General features: G+C 34.7%; 15 protein-coding genes, 1 pseudogene and 2 riboswitches. Of the genes and pseudogenes, 9 read left to right on the top strand and 7 right to left on the bottom strand.

All coding sequences use genetic code 11. The features are described from left to right. Positions 1-8: 8 nt before the first annotated feature. From MKX65_RS18985 to MKX65_RS18955, 7 genes are all read left to right on the top strand, one after another. Positions 9-1,523: a sugar ABC transporter ATP-binding protein gene (locus tag MKX65_RS18985; RefSeq protein WP_340905058.1), complete on the top strand. Its 1,515-nt coding sequence runs from the start codon at positions 9-11 to the stop codon at positions 1,521-1,523. A 13-nt stretch (positions 1,524-1,536) separates the two neighbouring features. Next, entirely contained in the window at positions 1,537-2,481 is a 945-nt protein-coding gene (gene alsC, locus MKX65_RS18980; RefSeq protein WP_340905057.1) for a D-allose ABC transporter permease, read from the top strand. Positions 2,482-2,513: 32 nt separating this feature from the next. Beyond that, positions 2,514-3,200, top strand: a complete 687-nt coding sequence (gene alsE, locus MKX65_RS18975; RefSeq protein ID WP_340905056.1) for a D-allulose 6-phosphate 3-epimerase — start codon at positions 2,514-2,516, stop codon at positions 3,198-3,200. A gap of 42 nt (positions 3,201-3,242) precedes the next feature. Next, on the top strand, positions 3,243-4,178 hold the full coding sequence (gene alsK / locus MKX65_RS18970; RefSeq protein ID WP_340905055.1) for an allose kinase: 936 nt from the start codon (positions 3,243-3,245) through the stop codon (positions 4,176-4,178). 86 nt (positions 4,179-4,264) lie between these two features. Further along, positions 4,265-5,263: a LacI family DNA-binding transcriptional regulator gene (locus tag MKX65_RS18965; protein ID WP_340905054.1), complete on the top strand. Its 999-nt coding sequence runs from the start codon at positions 4,265-4,267 to the stop codon at positions 5,261-5,263. A 73-nt stretch (positions 5,264-5,336) separates the two neighbouring features. Next, entirely contained in the window at positions 5,337-5,786 is a 450-nt protein-coding gene (gene rpiB, locus MKX65_RS18960) for a ribose 5-phosphate isomerase B (protein WP_340905053.1), read from the top strand. Positions 5,787-6,834: 1,048 nt separating this feature from the next. Next, entirely contained in the window at positions 6,835-7,332 is a 498-nt protein-coding gene (locus MKX65_RS18955) for a DUF6518 family protein (protein WP_340905052.1), read from the top strand. A 182-nt stretch (positions 7,333-7,514) separates the two neighbouring features. On the opposite strand, the gene MKX65_RS18950 is transcribed toward MKX65_RS18955, so the two are convergent. The 5 genes from MKX65_RS18950 to cobT form a co-directional block, all read right to left on the bottom strand. Further along, positions 7,515-8,522 (bottom strand): DUF3231 family protein, encoded by a 1,008-nt coding sequence (locus tag MKX65_RS18950; RefSeq protein WP_160549935.1) that lies wholly within the window; start codon positions 8,520-8,522, stop codon positions 7,515-7,517. A 158-nt stretch (positions 8,523-8,680) separates the two neighbouring features. Continuing rightward, positions 8,681-8,809 (bottom strand): CBO0543 family protein, encoded by a 129-nt coding sequence (locus MKX65_RS18945; protein ID WP_340905051.1) that lies wholly within the window; start codon positions 8,807-8,809, stop codon positions 8,681-8,683. A 148-nt stretch (positions 8,810-8,957) separates the two neighbouring features. Then, positions 8,958-10,073: an IS4 family transposase gene (locus tag MKX65_RS18940; protein WP_340902899.1), complete on the bottom strand. Its 1,116-nt coding sequence runs from the start codon at positions 10,071-10,073 to the stop codon at positions 8,958-8,960. A 118-nt stretch (positions 10,074-10,191) separates the two neighbouring features. Next, positions 10,192-10,536 (bottom strand): CBO0543 family protein, encoded by a 345-nt coding sequence (locus MKX65_RS18935; protein WP_340905050.1) that lies wholly within the window; start codon positions 10,534-10,536, stop codon positions 10,192-10,194. Between the two features lie 782 nt (positions 10,537-11,318). After that, positions 11,319-13,106, bottom strand: a complete 1,788-nt coding sequence (gene cobT / locus MKX65_RS18930) for a nicotinate-nucleotide--dimethylbenzimidazole phosphoribosyltransferase (protein WP_160549849.1) — start codon at positions 13,104-13,106, stop codon at positions 11,319-11,321. Positions 13,107-13,193: 87 nt separating this feature from the next. Beyond that, positions 13,194-13,361: riboswitch (cobalamin riboswitch) on the bottom strand. Positions 13,362-13,616: 255 nt separating this feature from the next. Between cobT and MKX65_RS18925 the strand changes: the two are divergent. Continuing rightward, a pseudogene (locus MKX65_RS18925) lies at positions 13,617-13,859 on the top strand (cation:proton antiporter domain-containing protein); the annotation flags it as partial. Positions 13,860-14,763: 904 nt separating this feature from the next. Beyond that, positions 14,764-15,012, top strand: coding sequence for an SMODS domain-containing nucleotidyltransferase (locus tag MKX65_RS27140; RefSeq protein ID WP_445677957.1), 249 nt, complete (start codon positions 14,764-14,766; stop codon positions 15,010-15,012). A gap of 118 nt (positions 15,013-15,130) precedes the next feature. On the opposite strand, the gene MKX65_RS18920 is transcribed toward MKX65_RS27140, so the two are convergent. Together MKX65_RS18920 and MKX65_RS18915 are read right to left on the bottom strand one after the other, a co-directional pair. Then, positions 15,131-15,487: a response regulator gene (locus MKX65_RS18920; protein WP_340905047.1), complete on the bottom strand. Its 357-nt coding sequence runs from the start codon at positions 15,485-15,487 to the stop codon at positions 15,131-15,133. Positions 15,488-15,556: 69 nt separating this feature from the next. Next, a riboswitch (cyclic di-GMP riboswitch) is annotated at positions 15,557-15,640 on the bottom strand. Positions 15,641-15,820: 180 nt separating this feature from the next. Further along, a complete protein-coding gene (locus tag MKX65_RS18915; RefSeq protein ID WP_340905045.1) occupies positions 15,821-16,399 on the bottom strand; it encodes a CBO0543 family protein in 579 nt (192 codons plus the stop codon). Between the last annotated feature and the right edge of the window lie 189 nt (positions 16,400-16,588).

The following is a 16,588-nucleotide window of genomic DNA, read 5'->3' as shown; positions in this document are numbered from 1 at the left end:
GTGTCTACATGGATTACTTAGTAAAAATGGAGAACATCAAAAAAGAATTCTCTGGTGTCGCAGCATTAAAGGGCGTGCACTTTGAATTAGTTCCTGGAGAAGTCCATGTTCTCTTAGGTGAAAATGGTGCAGGAAAATCAACACTGATGAAAATTTTAAGCGGTGTTTACGAGCCTACATCAGGAACCATTGAAATTAGTGGATACCAGTACCCAAAACTATCGCCAAAGGAAGCTGCAACTCTTGGAGTCAGTATAATCTATCAAGAACTAAGTGTTATTAATGATCTCTCCATTGCCGAAAATATCTTCGTTGGTAAGTTACCAACGAAGGTATCCTTCGGGATTCGGACGGTTGATTATCAATATATGAATGACGTCACGGTGAAACTCTTAGAGAGAGTTGGTTTAAAAAAAGATCCTAATCAACTTGTATCTGAGCTTTCTATTTCAGAAAAACAGCAAGTAGAGATCGCAAAGGCACTTGCTGCTGACGCAAAAATTTTAATAATGGATGAACCAACTTCCTCTTTAACAGATGGAGAAATTACGAAGCTTTTCAAAATCATCCGTCAGTTAACAAGTGAGGGTGTTGGGATCGTTTATATTTCTCATAAGCTAAAGGAAATTAAGATTATTGGTGATCGAATTACTATTCTAAAAGATGGTGCATTTGTTGCAACAAGAAACTTGGCAGTAACAGAGACAGATGAGCTAATTTCTTTAATGGTTGGGCGAGAGTTACAATCCAAATACACAAAAAATCAAAATGAAAATGTTGGGTCAGATGAGGTAATTTTTGAGGTGAAAGATCTCACAAGAAAAGATAACAAGGTGAGAAATATAAGTTTTCAACTGAAAAAAGGAGAAATTCTAGGATTTGCTGGATTGATTGGTTCGGGTCGAACAGAGTTAATGAATGCCATCGTTGGCTCTGCGCCTACTAGCTGTGGTGAAATCATACTCAATCAAAGGGTGTTAAAAATAAAAAATCCTTATGATGCAGTAAAAAATAAAATTGCCTATATTACTGAAAATCGAAGGGAAACAGGATTTTTTCATAATTTTGAAATTTGGAAGAATATATCAATCTCTAATCTTATTAATAACTCTAGATTTGGTGGTTTATCTGGTTTAGTTAATAAAAGGGAAGAGCTAAAATGGGCAGAAAAGCAAAAAGAAAACCTTTCAATTAAATGTTCTTCTATTCATCAAAATATTACGGAGCTTTCGGGCGGAAATCAACAAAAAGTTATCATAGGAAGATGGCTAGCAGCTGATTCAGACCTTTTCATTTTTGATGAGCCCACTCGTGGAATAGATGTAGGGGCAAAAAGTGATATCTATAAGATTATGCGGGAGTTAGCTGAGAATGGAAAAGGGGTCCTTGTCGTCTCATCAGAGCTTCCAGAACTGCTGGCAATCTGTGATAGAATCGCAGTGTTCCATGAAGGAAATCTCAATGGCCTATTTACAAGTGAGGAAGCGACAGAAGAGAAAATAATGGCGAAAGCAACATCGTAAGGAGATGTGTGATATGGAAAAATTCAATCAAATTTGGCAAAGATATGGGACCTTTGGAATTCTAATCATCATCGTGATTGCTCTTGGAATTCTATCACCTCAATACTTTTTTACGGTCTCAAATTTAACTCAGGTAATTTTACAAAGCGCTATAAACATTATTGTTGGAGTTGGTGAGTTTTTTCCGATATTAATAGCCGGTATTGACCTTTCTGTAGGCTCTATGATGGCTTTAACTGGAATGATTACAGCAAAGCTACTAGTTGCTGGTGTACCTGTTATCCTATCTGTAATTATTGGAGGAATAGTAGCAGGGGCATTACTTGGATTTATTAATGGGTATCTTGTTGTAAAGACAAATCTACACCCTTTCATCATTACTTTAGGGACTCTTTCCATATTTAGAGGATTAACACTTATTATTTCAGATGCTCGTCCTGTATATGGGTTACCAACTGAATTTACTTTAGGTGTGGCAGGATGGATATGGTATTTACCTATTCCTATTATCATCGCTTTAGTAATTGCCATAATATTAATGTTTGTGACCAATAAAACCAAGCTAGGAAGAAATATATATGCACTTGGGGGCAATGAGCAGGCTGCATGGTTTTCAGGAATAAATATTAATTTGCATAAAATAGTAGTTTTTATGATTTCTGGTGTTTGTGCGGGGATTGCAGGTGTTGTTTTAACGGCACGATTAGGCGCAGCTGAACCTCTTGCAGGAACAGGTTTTGAAACATTTGCGATTGCTGCAGCTATTATTGGTGGAACCAGTTTCTTTGGTGGGAAAGGAAAAATTGTTGGAGTTGTAATGGGAGCATTAATCATTGGAGTTATTAATAATGGGTTAAATATCTTAAATGTTCCAACTTATTACCAACAAATCGTTATGGGGACACTCATTATTGGTGCAGTAGCACTTGACCGTTTATTTGGTGGGAAAACAGCTTAAAAATTAATTTATGACGAAAGGTCGGATCGAACATGACGAAATATTCACCTTCATTAATGTGTATGGATTTAAGTAAATTTAAAGAGCAAGTAGAAGTGTTAAATAGAAAAGCAGACTTTTATCATGTAGATATTATGGATGGACATTTTGTAAAAAATATCACCCTTTCACCTTTTTTTATCCAAGAGCTTAAAAAAATTTCAAAATTGCCCATTGATGCTCATTTAATGGTCGAAAACCCATCAGACTTCGTTGATATGACGATTAATGCTGGTGCGGATTATATCAGTTTACATGCTGAGACGATAAATGGAGAGGCATTTAGACTTGCACATCATATAAAGGATAAAGGGAAAAAATTTGGAGTTGTATTAAATCCAGAAACTCCGATTGAGGCGATTCGTCATTATATTCATCATGTTGATAAGCTGACCATTATGACGGTAGATCCAGGCTTTGCTGGCCAGAAGTTTGTTGTTGAGATGATTGATAAGATTAAAGAAGCAAAAGACTTGAAGGAAAAGCATGGCTATAAGTATCTCATTACGATTGATGGCTCTTGTAATAAAAACACCTTTCAGCAACTGTTAGAGGCGGGGGCAGAGGTATTAATCGTAGGAAGTTCAGGCTTGTTTAATCTTAATGATGATGTGGAGAAAGCATGGGATCTCATGTTAAAGGATGTAAATAATGAAGAAAACCATCTTCTCCAATCATAATTTTTCAAGTTAAACAATTTGTCGGTTAGAGGTGAGGTACAAATGGAGGAAAGTTTAAAGCAGTATGTAATAGGGTTAGATATGGGTGGAACACATATAAGAGTTGGCGCTGTTACCCAAGAGGGAACATTGCACTATTTTTCCAAGGTTAAAACAAAGGACGTTATGGATCCATTTAATCCTATTAAATCTTTGGCCAATTTTGTAAAAAACTATATTGATAGTCAGATAGTTGACGGGCAGGTTGTTGCTGTTGGCATAGGGTTTCCCTCAGTGGTGAGTAAGGATAAGAAAAGCATTTATTCAACACCTAACTTAGACTATTTAAGTAATATAAATATCGTTGATCCTCTTCAAGAGTTAGTCGAGATGCCCGTTTTTATAAATAGAGATGTAAATTTTTTAATGCAGTACGAACTTTCTCAGCGAGAACTAAACCGTGAAGAAATTGTTTTAGGTTTTTATATCGGTACGGGTTTTGGCAATGCCATTTACCTTAACCAACAGTTTCTAGAAGGGAAAAATGGTGCTGCTGGGGAGCTTGGACATATACCTATTTTACACAATGATGTGGTATGCGGCTGTGGGAATGTTGGATGTGTAGAAGGAATCGCATCGGGGAAGAAACTAGTTTCGATTCATCAAGAATTCTTCCGAGATATTCCGTTTGAAGAAATATTTGTTTCTTGTTCAAATGAACCTATTATAGATGATTTTTTACAATCACTTGCCATACCTATTGCAACCGAATTAAACATTTTTGATCCCCATGTTGTTATTTTGGGGGGGGGGGTAATTGGAATGACGAATTTTCCGAAAAAAAGTCTCGAAGAATATATCATTAAATATACTCGGAAACCTGTTCCTGCTGAAGGGATAACGTTTGAATATGCATTAGATACTAGTTCTGCAGGTGTACTTGGTGCGGCCAGTTATATCTATGAAAAATTGCGTAACAAAACTGTACAGTTCATGTAGAAGGAAATAGGCAGACCATTGCTTTTGTATGATCGCCTCTTTATACTATACATGTAGCGCATAAAAAACTAATAGCGAGGCATGTTATGGAAAATGAAAGGTTAACTATAAAAAAAATAGCTGAGCTAACTGGTGTTTCTACTGCAACCGTTTCCAAGGTTCTAAACAATACGGGTAGATACTCAAACGAAACGAGGAAGAAGATCTTGGACGTAGTAGAAAAATATGATTACCGACCAAACGCTGTTGCAAAAAGCTTAAGAACAAGTAAATCTAAAACAATTGGTGTAATTGTACCGGATATTACGAATGAATTTTTTGCTCATATCGTATTAGCCATTGAAAGGTACTGTGGTCCCATTGGTTACTCAATTTTTATCTGTAATTCAGATGAAAACGAGGAAAAGGAAATACAGTATTTAAAAGAATTAGAGAACAAAGGCGTAGACGGATTAATCTATTTGGCAGCCAGTAACCAATTAATAGAAGCAAGAACCAACCTGCCGATTGTTTGTATCGATCGGAAGCCGAATCTGGAAAATACGATGATTATTTCCTCTGATAATATTCATGGAGGTTATCTAGCAACTTTAGAACTTATCAAACATGGATGTGAAAATATCCTATTATTGAGAGATTTTAGAGATGTGTTACCGACTGTAGAAAGAAGTATTGGTTTTCATAATGCGCTTAAGGAACATGGTATAGACGTGAAGGAGAACCAAGTCGCCCTTTTAGAAGTAGGAATAGAGCAAGGAAAAGAAGCAATCCATAGTCTTATTAAAAACAATAAATTTGAATTTGACGGAATATTTGCCACAACGGACGGTTTAGCATATGGTGCTTATTTAGCTCTAAAGGAAAATAGAATATCCGTTCCAGACCAAGTGAAAATTGTCGGGTACGATAATATTAGCTTAGCCCGATATAATTCCATATCCTCGATTGATCAAAATAAGCAACTACTCGGGGAGCTTGCAGCGGAAAATCTTCTATTATTAATTGAAAAAAAGACTCCGAGACAACATAATACCATTAAAATACCTGTAGAGCTTGTAAGAAGGGGTTCAACTAGTAAAGGATAAATTATAAGAGATAGGCAAGAAAGAACATTATAGGTAAAGGTTAATCGATTAACCAGAAAGAGGAGGGAATATCGTGAAAATTGCAATTGCCACTGACCATGTAGGAATAGAACTAAAGCCGATTATCATTGATTACCTAAACGAACTTGGTCATGAAGTAGTTGATTTTGGTCCTCAAAGCACTGAACGAACTGATTACCCTTTATACGGAAAAAAAGTAGCCGTAGAAGTAATAGAAAAACGGGTAGATGCTGGGATATTAATTTGCGGAACAGGAGTGGGCATCTCTATTTCTGCCAATAAAGTAAAAGGAATTCGTGCGGTGGTTTGCAGTGAACCATATACTGCTAAACTATCAAAAGAGCATAATAATACCAATATACTAGCATTTGGTTCACGTGTGATTGGCAGTGAACTTGCCAAAATGATAGTAAAGGCATGGTTGGAAGCTGAATTTGAAGGTGGAAGACATGCCAATCGGGTGAATATGATTTCTGAGATTGAAGAAGAGTTTTTATTTTAATAAATGAAGGTGATGACTTCAAAAGAAGCCTTTTCTTTTGCTCAAAAAATTCAATTTTATTTTTTAACATAGTCTCTTCAGCTAATGAAAACCTTCCGCACATATTATTGGGTTATTGAAGAAAAAGAGTTGATAATTTCATAAATTAACTACGTAATCAAAATTTGACTGAACAACTTAAAAAGGACTAGAGATAAAGAAAAGGATCGCTGCGCGATCTTTTTTTCTTTTTGTAAAAACGGGATAGTAGGTGGACCAGGTAAAAAAAGGTCAGTATAGTCGTAGAAAAATGAATCCACAACAATTCGTATAACACCAATTAACGCTAATTACCGATTTAATGTAAACCGCTTAAACCTATCAAAGGATTTGGGCGGTTTTTTCTGTGCTTAGGTTCTTCGAGAAACTTCTATTAACACTAATCGACCTTACCAAACATCCTTATTCAACAAAAGAAGCAGGTTTATGCAACAAGGACATCCAATTTAATATTTATTAAGTGTTAAAGTATTGGTATAATTTGGTTAAGGAGAGATTATTTTATATACTTAAGGGCTTGTTCAAATGATTAAACAAAACAATGCTTAGTGGATTAATTATCTTTATTGCTCTCTTACTTAGTTTTTCAATGGGGAATGTAGTATCAATACTATCTTATTGGTTTCTGTCTGCTTTATTGATTTACAGTGTATTTCGGGATAAAGATATTGAAAAAAAGGAATAATCATAACTTATATCTAAGAATATGGGTCTTAATCTTAAGGATTATGACCTTTTATTTTGTACTTTTTAAAACACAGGTTATCGTACAAAAGGTACATTTACTTGAATAACCAACAATATTGAAATGCAATGAAGAGATAAAAGTCGATTTAACAAAGAGGGTGATGAAATTAGGGATGTACTCAGAAATTTTAAAATAAATGATAAGCCAAAACGTACTGAAAAACATTCTTTCACTTATTTAGGTGTTTATTTTATTTTTGGTATTTTCTTAGGAACGATAGCCAAATACAGTGATACTGTGTCATTCAATAGTGAAAGTGGAATGGTTTTTACTATCATTAGTGACATTACGACTAGTATAGGTATGTGGGTTATTTTGGCGACTCTCATTTCCGTGAGTAGTAGAAGTCCTAAATATGCTGCTATAAAAGTACTCGCATTTTTTGTAGGAATGTTGTTATCATACTATATTTATTCACAAGTGTTGTTTGGATTTTTCCCAACCTATTATTTTTTACGTTGGTGTGCTATTGCACTTGTTTCGCCTATAGGGGCTTACATCGTGTGGTTTAGTCGAGGTGAGGGGTGGGGACCAGCAATTTGTGCTTCGCTACCTATTGGTTTCTTGCTCACACAAGGATATTCATTCTTTTATGTATTTTCAATGGTGACGGGTTTTGATTTATTTGCTGCATTATTTCTACTAGTAATAATGACAAAATCAAAACCACAATACTTAAAGGTCATTCCAATAGTGATACTTATTTTTATCATTCTTAGAAATACATTCCTTTTATCATATTTGTTCGGTGGTTTATAGTTTTCCAGTAATAACAACGTAGCCGTATAAGGAATTGCACTCTTTGTATCAGTTCTTGAACAAAAGGATAGGTTAGTGGAATAATGGCTTTTATATATCTGGTACACATACCATTTCTTAAAGGAGATTTGGAATTCCTTTAAAAACCAAAAAAGCTACCTTACTTTGGTAGCTTTATTTCTTTAGTCTTGAGCAAGCTTATCCCTATTTAGTGCAACAGGAGGTTTCTCCATCCATTCATTTTTTATCATAAAGGTTTTTATATTTTCTTCATATTGATACACATCTGCAATTATCTTTGCATATGTAGTTTTTAAATCTTTTCGGATACTTACTGCTGCACTATACCCATAACTGGCGATACCATCACGATTAAGTTCATCCAATAGATAAGATATTAATTTATCTGAAAAAGGCGATGTTTTACCGTCCAAAACATTCGTATCCCAAGTCATTGAAATAGGTAAATCGTTTTGAACTAAAATATCACCTAATTTGTCTATAATATTTAAAGATAATTCTTTTCCATGTTGCAATAAACGCATTAATTGCTGATTAGATGTAGATTGTATAAAACCAATTAATAAGTTTTTACCAATATAATTCATAAAAACATTTTTGTGTAGCTCATTTGCTTCTCTTGCAGTTAATTCTCTATTATCATTAAAGAAGTTACCCAAAAATCCTTTATCTGTAATTGGGTTTGTTTCATGGGTGGAGGTAATTGAAGGAGGTCTTACAAATACTCCCTTTTCCAATAGAATAGTTGTTGTACGTTCATATAAACTTGAAACGTTTTTTAATTGCACGTGGAAAAAATTGCGGATATCCTCCCTTACTGAATCGGATAGTGCCATACTTGTTAAGGACATTCCAATTTTAGACATATTATTTAAATAAAATAGTATAAAAACATCTGTATATATCTTAGGGGCATTTGGGTTTAAATCATCTTTAATGTTAAAGCCTTTGGGGATTGGATAGTTTTCACTTCGTAGTACAGATTCAAAAAATTGTACAGCAGATTTAGAATTAGAACCCGCCTCATTACAAAGAGATTTAACTTCTTCTAGTTCTGATGTTAATGTAAGATACTCCAAAACAACATTTAACATACTATTATTCATTAACTGTTCCCAACAGTGTGCTAACTCACCAGCAGTTAACTTGGCAGCCTTTTTATTATCCATATAATCAATTCCTTTTTAAGATTAATTTTATATTCTTTAACAAGTATCTGGAATTTTTTTATCAAATATGTAATATTGCATGGAAAATTAATAATTTTTGGTTTGTCAAGGGAGAAATCATAACTAAAAGGGCTTCAAATATTCAGCATTGGGGGACTTTAGTTGAACAAAAAAGGATGGATGAATACAGTTATGAAGCTCCAATACCATTTCCATTTTTTATAGTGAATCAATTTTGTGTACTTTAGAGCGATTACTTCAAAAAATATTATTAGAGAAGTATGCAACCACTAGTGTTGCATAAATAATTTCGTAATTTTCAGTTTAATTATATTCTCTATTTAGAGCCAAAAAAGTAAATACCCAACAAAGGTGGCTCCATCCATTTGGAAATTTATTTACAATTAGACCTGTGTGACGACGACAACTTTCTTATCAAGGAATGGCTTTTCCTTCAATTTTTCGGAGCCAAATATGGGCTGGTTTCCAAAGGGCAGCCCGTAGATAACGGCTAATTTTTAAGGTTTTTCGCTTACTATTTGTCTCAAGTTGAACAAGAACATGTAGGCAAAAAACGATAAGTGCGATAAACACTTGATTTTGAATGGCCCATTCGCTTTGTCCGTAGAACTTTTTGATGCTAAGGTGCTGTTTGATCCATTTAAAAAACAACTCAATGGCCCACCTTGATTTATACATCTCTGAAATTTCTTCAGCGTTCAAATCAAAGCGATTGGTGATTAAATGGAGTTCATTTCCTTTGGAATCAAGCACTTTTAGAAGGCGAAAGTAATTTTCAGCACGGTTTTGGGTTGTACCAATCAGGACCATTTGATCTGATAAAACAGCGGAATCCTCGGGTAGTTTAAAATCATAAACCTCCCGTATAACGGCGTTTTTTCTTAGCCTTGATAGAAAAAAGTAACCGCCATCTGTCATGCGATCAAAGCGCTCGTAGTCTAGATAGCCACGGTCAAACACATACATGCATTCCTTGTCATCGACCATGATTTCAAGTTGACCACGATCATGTTCGTTTGCCGTTGTTATGACTGCTTTTTCTGGATAGGACGCACCTTTTTCCATAAACACAAGGCGTAGATGCAACTTCACACCGGCTTTTGTCTTACGGAACTTTGCCCATTTATGATTGGTCAAATTAAGTGGCAATGTGCTTGAATCAATGATTTTTAACGGCATGACCAGTTTCGTATAGTGTGTCTTGGCATGAATTTGTACGACCAAATCAAGGAAAAGCCTTTGAAATAGATCTGGGTTCATGCCATTTAATCGCCGTGACAGCTGAGAAATACTGATCGAATCAAGGTCAATCCCTTTTTGAAGTTGGTCATCGAATAGACAATCACCTAGCGCATGCAGGCTTTCGATTTCTTCTAGCTGGGCAAAAAGTAGTAATTTTAGGAAAGACTCTGTCGTTAATTTTTTCGTATAGTAATCTAATTTCATCGTTTTCACCTGTTCTTCAAATAATTGAATATTAATTGGTGAAAACCATTGTCCAAATGAAGTTTTTCGTGTAATCTTGTCCATGAGATGTGTCCTTTTTAGTGGATTTGGACGGGTTACCACCTGACTTATCCATTATAAAGGACTTTTTCTTTGCACAATATAATAAAGTTGAACATTTTGAGTATTTTTAATAGTGAAATTAAATTAATGCAACACTAGTGGTATGCAACAAATAATATAATGCCTTGATATAAGTATTTTTGTTTTCAGGATAAAGAATGTTGAACAATACATTCCATGCAGGAAAAATAAAATATTCAAAAGTAAAATTGCTTTTTATTGTTTTTTTGAAGAAGGTTCTGATGGGATATTTTATATTACCTTTTTCAACAACAAGTGCCCCCATTAACCAGGTGACTACCTGTGTAAACAGGAAAACTACATGTGCTTCACGTATTTTTTTCTTCGGTACAAATTTGATTAACAACATAAACATTATTATCCAAGAAGATATTTCAATGATTTTTTCTTTCTTAAATGTCATCCCTTTTAGGGAAGTTTTTCCTATAAAAATTATTGCTATTCTAAAACAAAGAAAAATGAGACTTTGATGAACAATTCGAAAATGCTGAGCACTATTAAGCTAAAGAAGCAGTTTAGAACAAGGATGCTTTTCTAATAAGAAATCGAAGGGGATGACTATGGAAAATTGGTTAACTGATATTATTAGTGAGTTTAGGTATGTAAGATGACCGTTATTCAAACTTGATAGATCTACATGAAACTCTTCACAGGCTCGTACATCTGAAAGATATTAATAAAATTAATTCTATTCTTGATGATTTACAACTGAACAGCAAACAAAAGGGAAAAGTAAATGAACTCAGAAGTTTATGTAAAAACTATACGATTTGATTGAGATTAAACTAATTTCACTTGAGTACATAGAATTGAATGAATTGGATTAGTTGGAACGCCGTATACGGTGAAAGTCGCACGTACGGTGTGAACAGGGGGAAAAGGGAACGATTCTCTCAAACCCTTACCTATCTGTTTCAATAAGACAATAAAACCAAACAGAACTTCCGGTTTTATGAAAGTTCTGTTTATTATATTTATATCAACATATATAAATTTGATTGATTTTCAATAAGACAGTTTTCCGTAATCGGGACATTTAATGAAATAACTTTATTATTCATTATGGTTAGTAAGAACAATATGGGAAACATATGTTAATAAAAGATTTAGAAACGGTTCTTCTAATGAAGAAGGACTCGTTTCGTTTATAACTCTATCAAATCCAGCTAAATAATGGTCACTTAACTATTTAGTTTTATTGCTTCCCCAATTGTCAGTATAAATTAAATTGTCTATTGGTATTCGTTTTCCCCATCCGACTGTCTCTAATACAGGTTGTTCTTGAAACTGATGTGTATACCCAACTGACATCAAACCGATAGGCTCGATATGTGGCGGAATATTAAGTATTTTTCGTATGTCTTGTTTCTTATAAAAGGAAACCCATCCAACTCCAAGCCCTTCAGCCCGAGCAGCTAACCATAAGTTCTGCATAGCACATACTACCGAATAGGCATCTGTTTCTGGTATCGTATTGCGTCCCAGTACATGATCCCCGTTCCTTGTCGGGTCACACGTAAAACAAATCGTAACAGGTGCCTCAAGAATACCTTCAAGTTTTAGCTTAGGATACAACAAAGACCGATCATCTTCAAAATATTTTCCTGCTACTTGTATTTCTTTAGAAACAACGTCATGTAATTGCTGTTTAATTTCGTCTGAGCGAACCGCAATGAAATTCCACGGTTGCATAAAGCCAACTGAGGGTGCATGGTGTGCTGCTTTTAAGATTCTGTACAGTTTTTCCTCCTCAATTGGTTGCTTTATAAATGAACGAATATCCCTTCGGCTATAAATTGCATTATAGACACCTTGTTTTTGTTGCACATCAAACTCATGAAGAGTTGCTATTTGCAATGTAGGTTCTGTAGGTAATATTTCAGATGTCTTCGCTACTTCTGCTGTACCTTTTACCGAACCATCAGTTGAACCAGAAACGCCTGCTTGCTCGAATGTAGACATTTCATTTGCAATTTTAATAGCTGATCTCACAATGGGAAGTGCAATTGCCGTCCCACTTCCTTCTCCAAGACGAAGGTTTAGATTAACAAGTGGCTGTAATCCTAAAAGTTTATTTACAAAGATATGACCCGGTTCCACTGATTGATGTGATGCAATAAGATAATGCACACATGCGGGAGTCATTCGAACCGCTGTCAACGCAGCCACAGCTGTGATGAAGCCATCTATTAAAACAGGGACTCGTGCTGCTGCAGCACCCAACACAATCCCAGCAAGTCCTGCTATTTCTAATCCCCCGACTTTTGCCAAAACGTCAATCGGATCAGCTGGATTGGGTTGATTTATTTCAATTGATCTTTTAATAACGTTGGCTTTTTTTACTTTTTCATCTGTATTTATTCCTGTTCCAAACCCAACGACTTGATCAACAGATAACTGCCCGAGTACGGCGACCATCGCACTACTTGCTGTGGTATTTCCGATTCCCATTTCTCCAAGTGCTAAAAGTCTCGCACCTTTCTGTATAGCTGACTGTGCTACCTCAATTCCTACTTCTATCGCCGAAACTGCTTCTGTCCTTTCCATAGCTGGTCCTTGCACCATGTTATTTGTTCCAAAGCGTATTTTTCTGTTGATTAAACCTGGAAGTTGCAACTCTCCATTAATACCTATATCAACAACCTGAACTGAGGCATTTGAAGCTCGGGATAAAACATTGATCGCTGCTCCACCTGTAATAAAATTTCTAACCATTTGCTGAGTAACTTCTGATGGATAAGCTGAAACTCCTTCTGCAGTTACACCATGGTCTGACGCCATTAACACTACCATTGCTGGGTCAATATTAGGTTGTGCATTTCCAGTTATACCTGCTATTTTAATCGCTAGTGATTCTAACAAGCCTAAACTTCCGAATGGTTTAGTTAGTGAGTTTAAATGTTGTTCCATTTGTTCCTGAGCTTTTGTGTTCAAACCATCAATTAAACTAATTGTTTCCTTTAATTTTTTCATAATTAACTTACTTCCTCCTTTAATGGTAATTCCCGACCATACAAAAAAAACCCAGCTTAAATAAGCTGAGGTCTTGCCATAACCACATTGTAGAACTTCTCTTAGGCAGGTCTCCTGACTCCGATTCATCACATGCTGCGCCTTCCCAGTTTCCCAGTGGCATTGCAGCAGCTCCTCGACTACAGTGGCGGGCTCCGCGTTGTTTTAAACTTCCCTATTCTCCTATACTTAGGCACCTAATGAAGACATTCTATAAAACTACGTATTAGTAAACCATAGAATAGTTAAAATGACAATCTTTTCATGAATCGTATTTTTATCGCAAAAAAATATAGTTATTTTTTCTAGAACTTGTGGAGAAGATTGGAGGTACACAAAGTGGTTACATGGTAGCACTTTGCCTTTAATAAGATTGTAGCGGAAATTGAATGACAGATAATAAATTTGTTAATGTTCGTAGTGAATTATGAAATTGATTATTCAATTAAAAAACTTTATTTTATTAAAAACGCGGTCCTCACGAAATTGTTAGGTGGTGCATTAGGAGCGAAGTTCACAGGCTTTTCTTCACCCACATCGTTTATTATAGGGGCTGGGATGGTATCAAGAGGAGAAGTTGCTATAATTATTGCAGCAACTGGACTACAAGAAGCTCTGTTACAACCATAATACTTCACTTCAATTATTATTGTAATAATATTTACGACTTTAGTTGCACCTCCAATGTTAAAGTATTTAATACAAGGGGAATAAAAAAGGAATATATTTGTTCAGGTCACTTAATAGTTGTCACTGGCAACTGATTTAAAAAGGAGGGCATTCCTGTAATAAAGCTAAGTTTGTGAACATGAACATATGCACTTATACTATAGGGGGCTTATCTACAGTATGATTTTTCACAGTATTTAACGTATGTAAAGATACCAAAAATGCCAGTTTTCTATCTTTGTAGACGCATTATCAACAGTAAGTATTTATAGTATTCAACGTACACAAAGATAGGACTTTACGTGGAGAGGTGGGTATGATAGGCTTGGATGCCAGATGAAACAACGGCTTCAGCCTTTCATGACCAATCATGCCCACAGAGGCTCCACGTCAAGTCCTTAACCACTTATCTTTGCATACATGTACATAAAGATAAAAGATGCATTCTATCAACCTTTTTTCGTTGATACTGTAGATAAGCCCCCTTTAGTTGAAGAAGGTAATAAAATTGGACCACACATATTAGATATGTGTGGTCCTTTTAGTGTCAACTATTTCACTTTCCTAACCTAAATATAATCATGTTCTATAAATATATGCACGATCGAGATGTTACTGGACTAGTAGCTGAGTAAACAAATCGGATATTTTTACAGCGTTACACAAAAGTGAATCAAAATCGGCAAAAATAGGTGCTTAAAGAGGAATTTAGGGATATGTCAAAATAGGAGTGGATGTTAACTGAAGGAATTTATTAGAGGTTTTATAACGAAATCACTTAAGGATGCCTTTGTATTAGTGTTTTGGGATAAAGTCAAAGTGTAGAAATTGAAGAGTTTTATGTCAGGATAAGGAGAGAAGGGTGATTCTCTTCTTTTTTTGAATAGAGGTTCTCGTGTATTTTTATATTCTTGGAAAAAATTATATAATAAAGTTAGCGAATATTGTCATGAGGAGGCAAATTATGTCGGTTAATCCTGTTAATAATCATTTAAAATCTTTAGCTAGTAAACTGGTTTTATCAGAGAAAGAAAAGGCAAGTATTTCAACATCAATAATCACCTTATCAAGAAGGTTAAATCTATATTTTGAAGGTGGGGAACTACATACTCATTTTCAAATCGGATCTTATATAAGAGGTGCTTTCGACATAATTCGACCTCCTTTTAGGAAGTATTTCCAAAAAGAGAAAAAATAAAAACAAGCGAGTTTTTAATGAACTTTGAAAAGATCTCTATTTTGATTTGCACTAAAGACATATATACTGTGCAACTAGTTTAATCCAACAAAAAAGCATCCCTCTTAAGGAATTGAACTTAAACTAATTTCTTAAGAGTTGGTACTAACTCATTAAAATAGGGTTTAACTACAAAATCTTTTGCTCCTTGGCCCAGTGCCTCGATGATTATTCTTTGTTGTCCCATAGCAGAACAAATGACTACCTTAGCATTTGAGTCCATATTTTTAATATTCTCTAATGCGTTCATGCCATTTTTACAGGGCATATTTAGGTCCATTATCACTAGATCAGGGTAAACATCTCTATAGAGAGACACAGCTTCGCAACCATCTGAAGCTTCAGCAATTATTTTAAAATCACTATCTTTAAGATGTTTTTTGAGGAGGTCTCTCATAAATCGAGAATCGTCTGCAATAAGTACAGTTTTGTTCATAATTTTTACTCCTTTCATTTGTTAGGCAAATTAGAAAGGGAAAATATGAAATAACGAGACTCAATAAATCTCAGCAACCCGGCTACCGTGGCAAAATGCTGTAGGCCCGTGGCTTTGCGTCTTTTACTTTCGTAAAATTTGCCTATTTAGGTCTTTAATTATATCAGAATTTGTCGAAAAATAGTAGAAATATGCATTTTGACCTAAAGTTTTGGTGTTGAATTGTTTTTTACCCCAAAAAACCTGCATAAATGTAAAGTACGAGAAAATTACGTATTCAGTATATGAAGTGAAAAATAAAGAAAAAGCACCCATATTTTATGAATACCTTTCTTATTCTCTATTCTGAGTTGAGAATTTAGGTTTATGTAATTTATGAAATAACCAGGTTATCACTTTTGCTATCAAAAGTACAAATACGTATCCAATAAATAAGTGAAAATAATTAATTTCACCGTACATTCTAAAAAGACCAGTAATTACTAAAATTGGCTTTAAAATAAATGCAAATATAGCAGCTGTTATTATAGCGTATAGGTAATAATTTTTATGATTGTTTAATGTCCATTGGTATATGAGCATGAAAGCCACAGGGACGATGGAGGTGTCCATTGAGACGCTCGGCAGTGCAGGGATAACCTGATAAGGGTAATGCCAATATCCTCTATTTATACCGTATATATCGATAAATGTAAAAAAAACATGAACGTTATATCCATAAAAACCTATTAGAAATACTTTACTTCGGTCAATTTTAATGTAAAGAATAACCAATGGGACTAAAAGAACAGCAATCAAAACCCAAAACTGCCACGTAGAAGGGTTGGAATAGTCTATCCAATAATTAATTAAAGAATCGGTATTCTCTTTTCTACCGTATAGAATCTTGTCAAATTCACGTAAACGCTCCAATTATGTTCCTCCCTATTGTTTGACAATTATACCGTTAGAATAACCTAATATATTTAGTTTATTAGTAATTAAATAAATAAGAGAATGATTGGCATTTCAAGAACAATGTGTAATAAGATCTCCTTCTCGTGTTAATAAAAAAATCACTCTTAAAGAGTGATTTTAAAGCAAGATGTTTTAAAAACGGAA

This window comes from Robertmurraya sp. FSL R5-0851, assembly GCF_038002965.1.
In the GTDB taxonomy this organism is placed as follows: Bacteria; Bacillota; Bacilli; order Bacillales; family Cytobacillaceae; genus Robertmurraya_A; species Robertmurraya_A beringensis.
Note: the sequence above shows the minus strand (reverse complement) of the source record. Positions and strands in the feature narration are given on the sequence as shown.

Bases quoted from the DNA above. Each gene is read 5' to 3' on its own strand.
- MKX65_RS18955 (WP_340905052.1), top strand. From the start codon at position 6,835: ATGGTTTTTACTATCATTAGTGACATTACGACTAGTATAGGTATGTGG.
- MKX65_RS18965 (WP_340905054.1), top strand. From the start codon at position 4,265: ATGGAAAATGAAAGGTTAACTATAAAAAAAATAGCTGAGCTAACTGGT.
- MKX65_RS27140 (WP_445677957.1), top strand. From the start codon at position 14,764: ATGAGGAGGCAAATTATGTCGGTTAATCCTGTTAATAATCATTTAAAA.
- cobT (WP_160549849.1), bottom strand. From the start codon at position 13,106: ATGAAAAAATTAAAGGAAACAATTAGTTTAATTGATGGTTTGAACACA.
- MKX65_RS18985 (WP_340905058.1), top strand. From the start codon at position 9: ATGGATTACTTAGTAAAAATGGAGAACATCAAAAAAGAATTCTCTGGT.
- alsK (WP_340905055.1), top strand. From the start codon at position 3,243: ATGGAGGAAAGTTTAAAGCAGTATGTAATAGGGTTAGATATGGGTGGA.
- MKX65_RS18940 (WP_340902899.1), bottom strand. From the start codon at position 10,073: ATGGACAAGATTACACGAAAAACTTCATTTGGACAATGGTTTTCACCA.
- MKX65_RS18950 (WP_160549935.1), bottom strand. From the start codon at position 8,522: ATGGATAATAAAAAGGCTGCCAAGTTAACTGCTGGTGAGTTAGCACAC.
- MKX65_RS18935 (WP_340905050.1), bottom strand. From the start codon at position 10,536: ATGACATTTAAGAAAGAAAAAATCATTGAAATATCTTCTTGGATAATA.
- MKX65_RS18920 (WP_340905047.1), bottom strand. From the start codon at position 15,487: ATGAACAAAACTGTACTTATTGCAGACGATTCTCGATTTATGAGAGAC.
- alsE (WP_340905056.1), top strand. From the start codon at position 2,514: ATGACGAAATATTCACCTTCATTAATGTGTATGGATTTAAGTAAATTT.
- alsC (WP_340905057.1), top strand. From the start codon at position 1,537: ATGGAAAAATTCAATCAAATTTGGCAAAGATATGGGACCTTTGGAATT.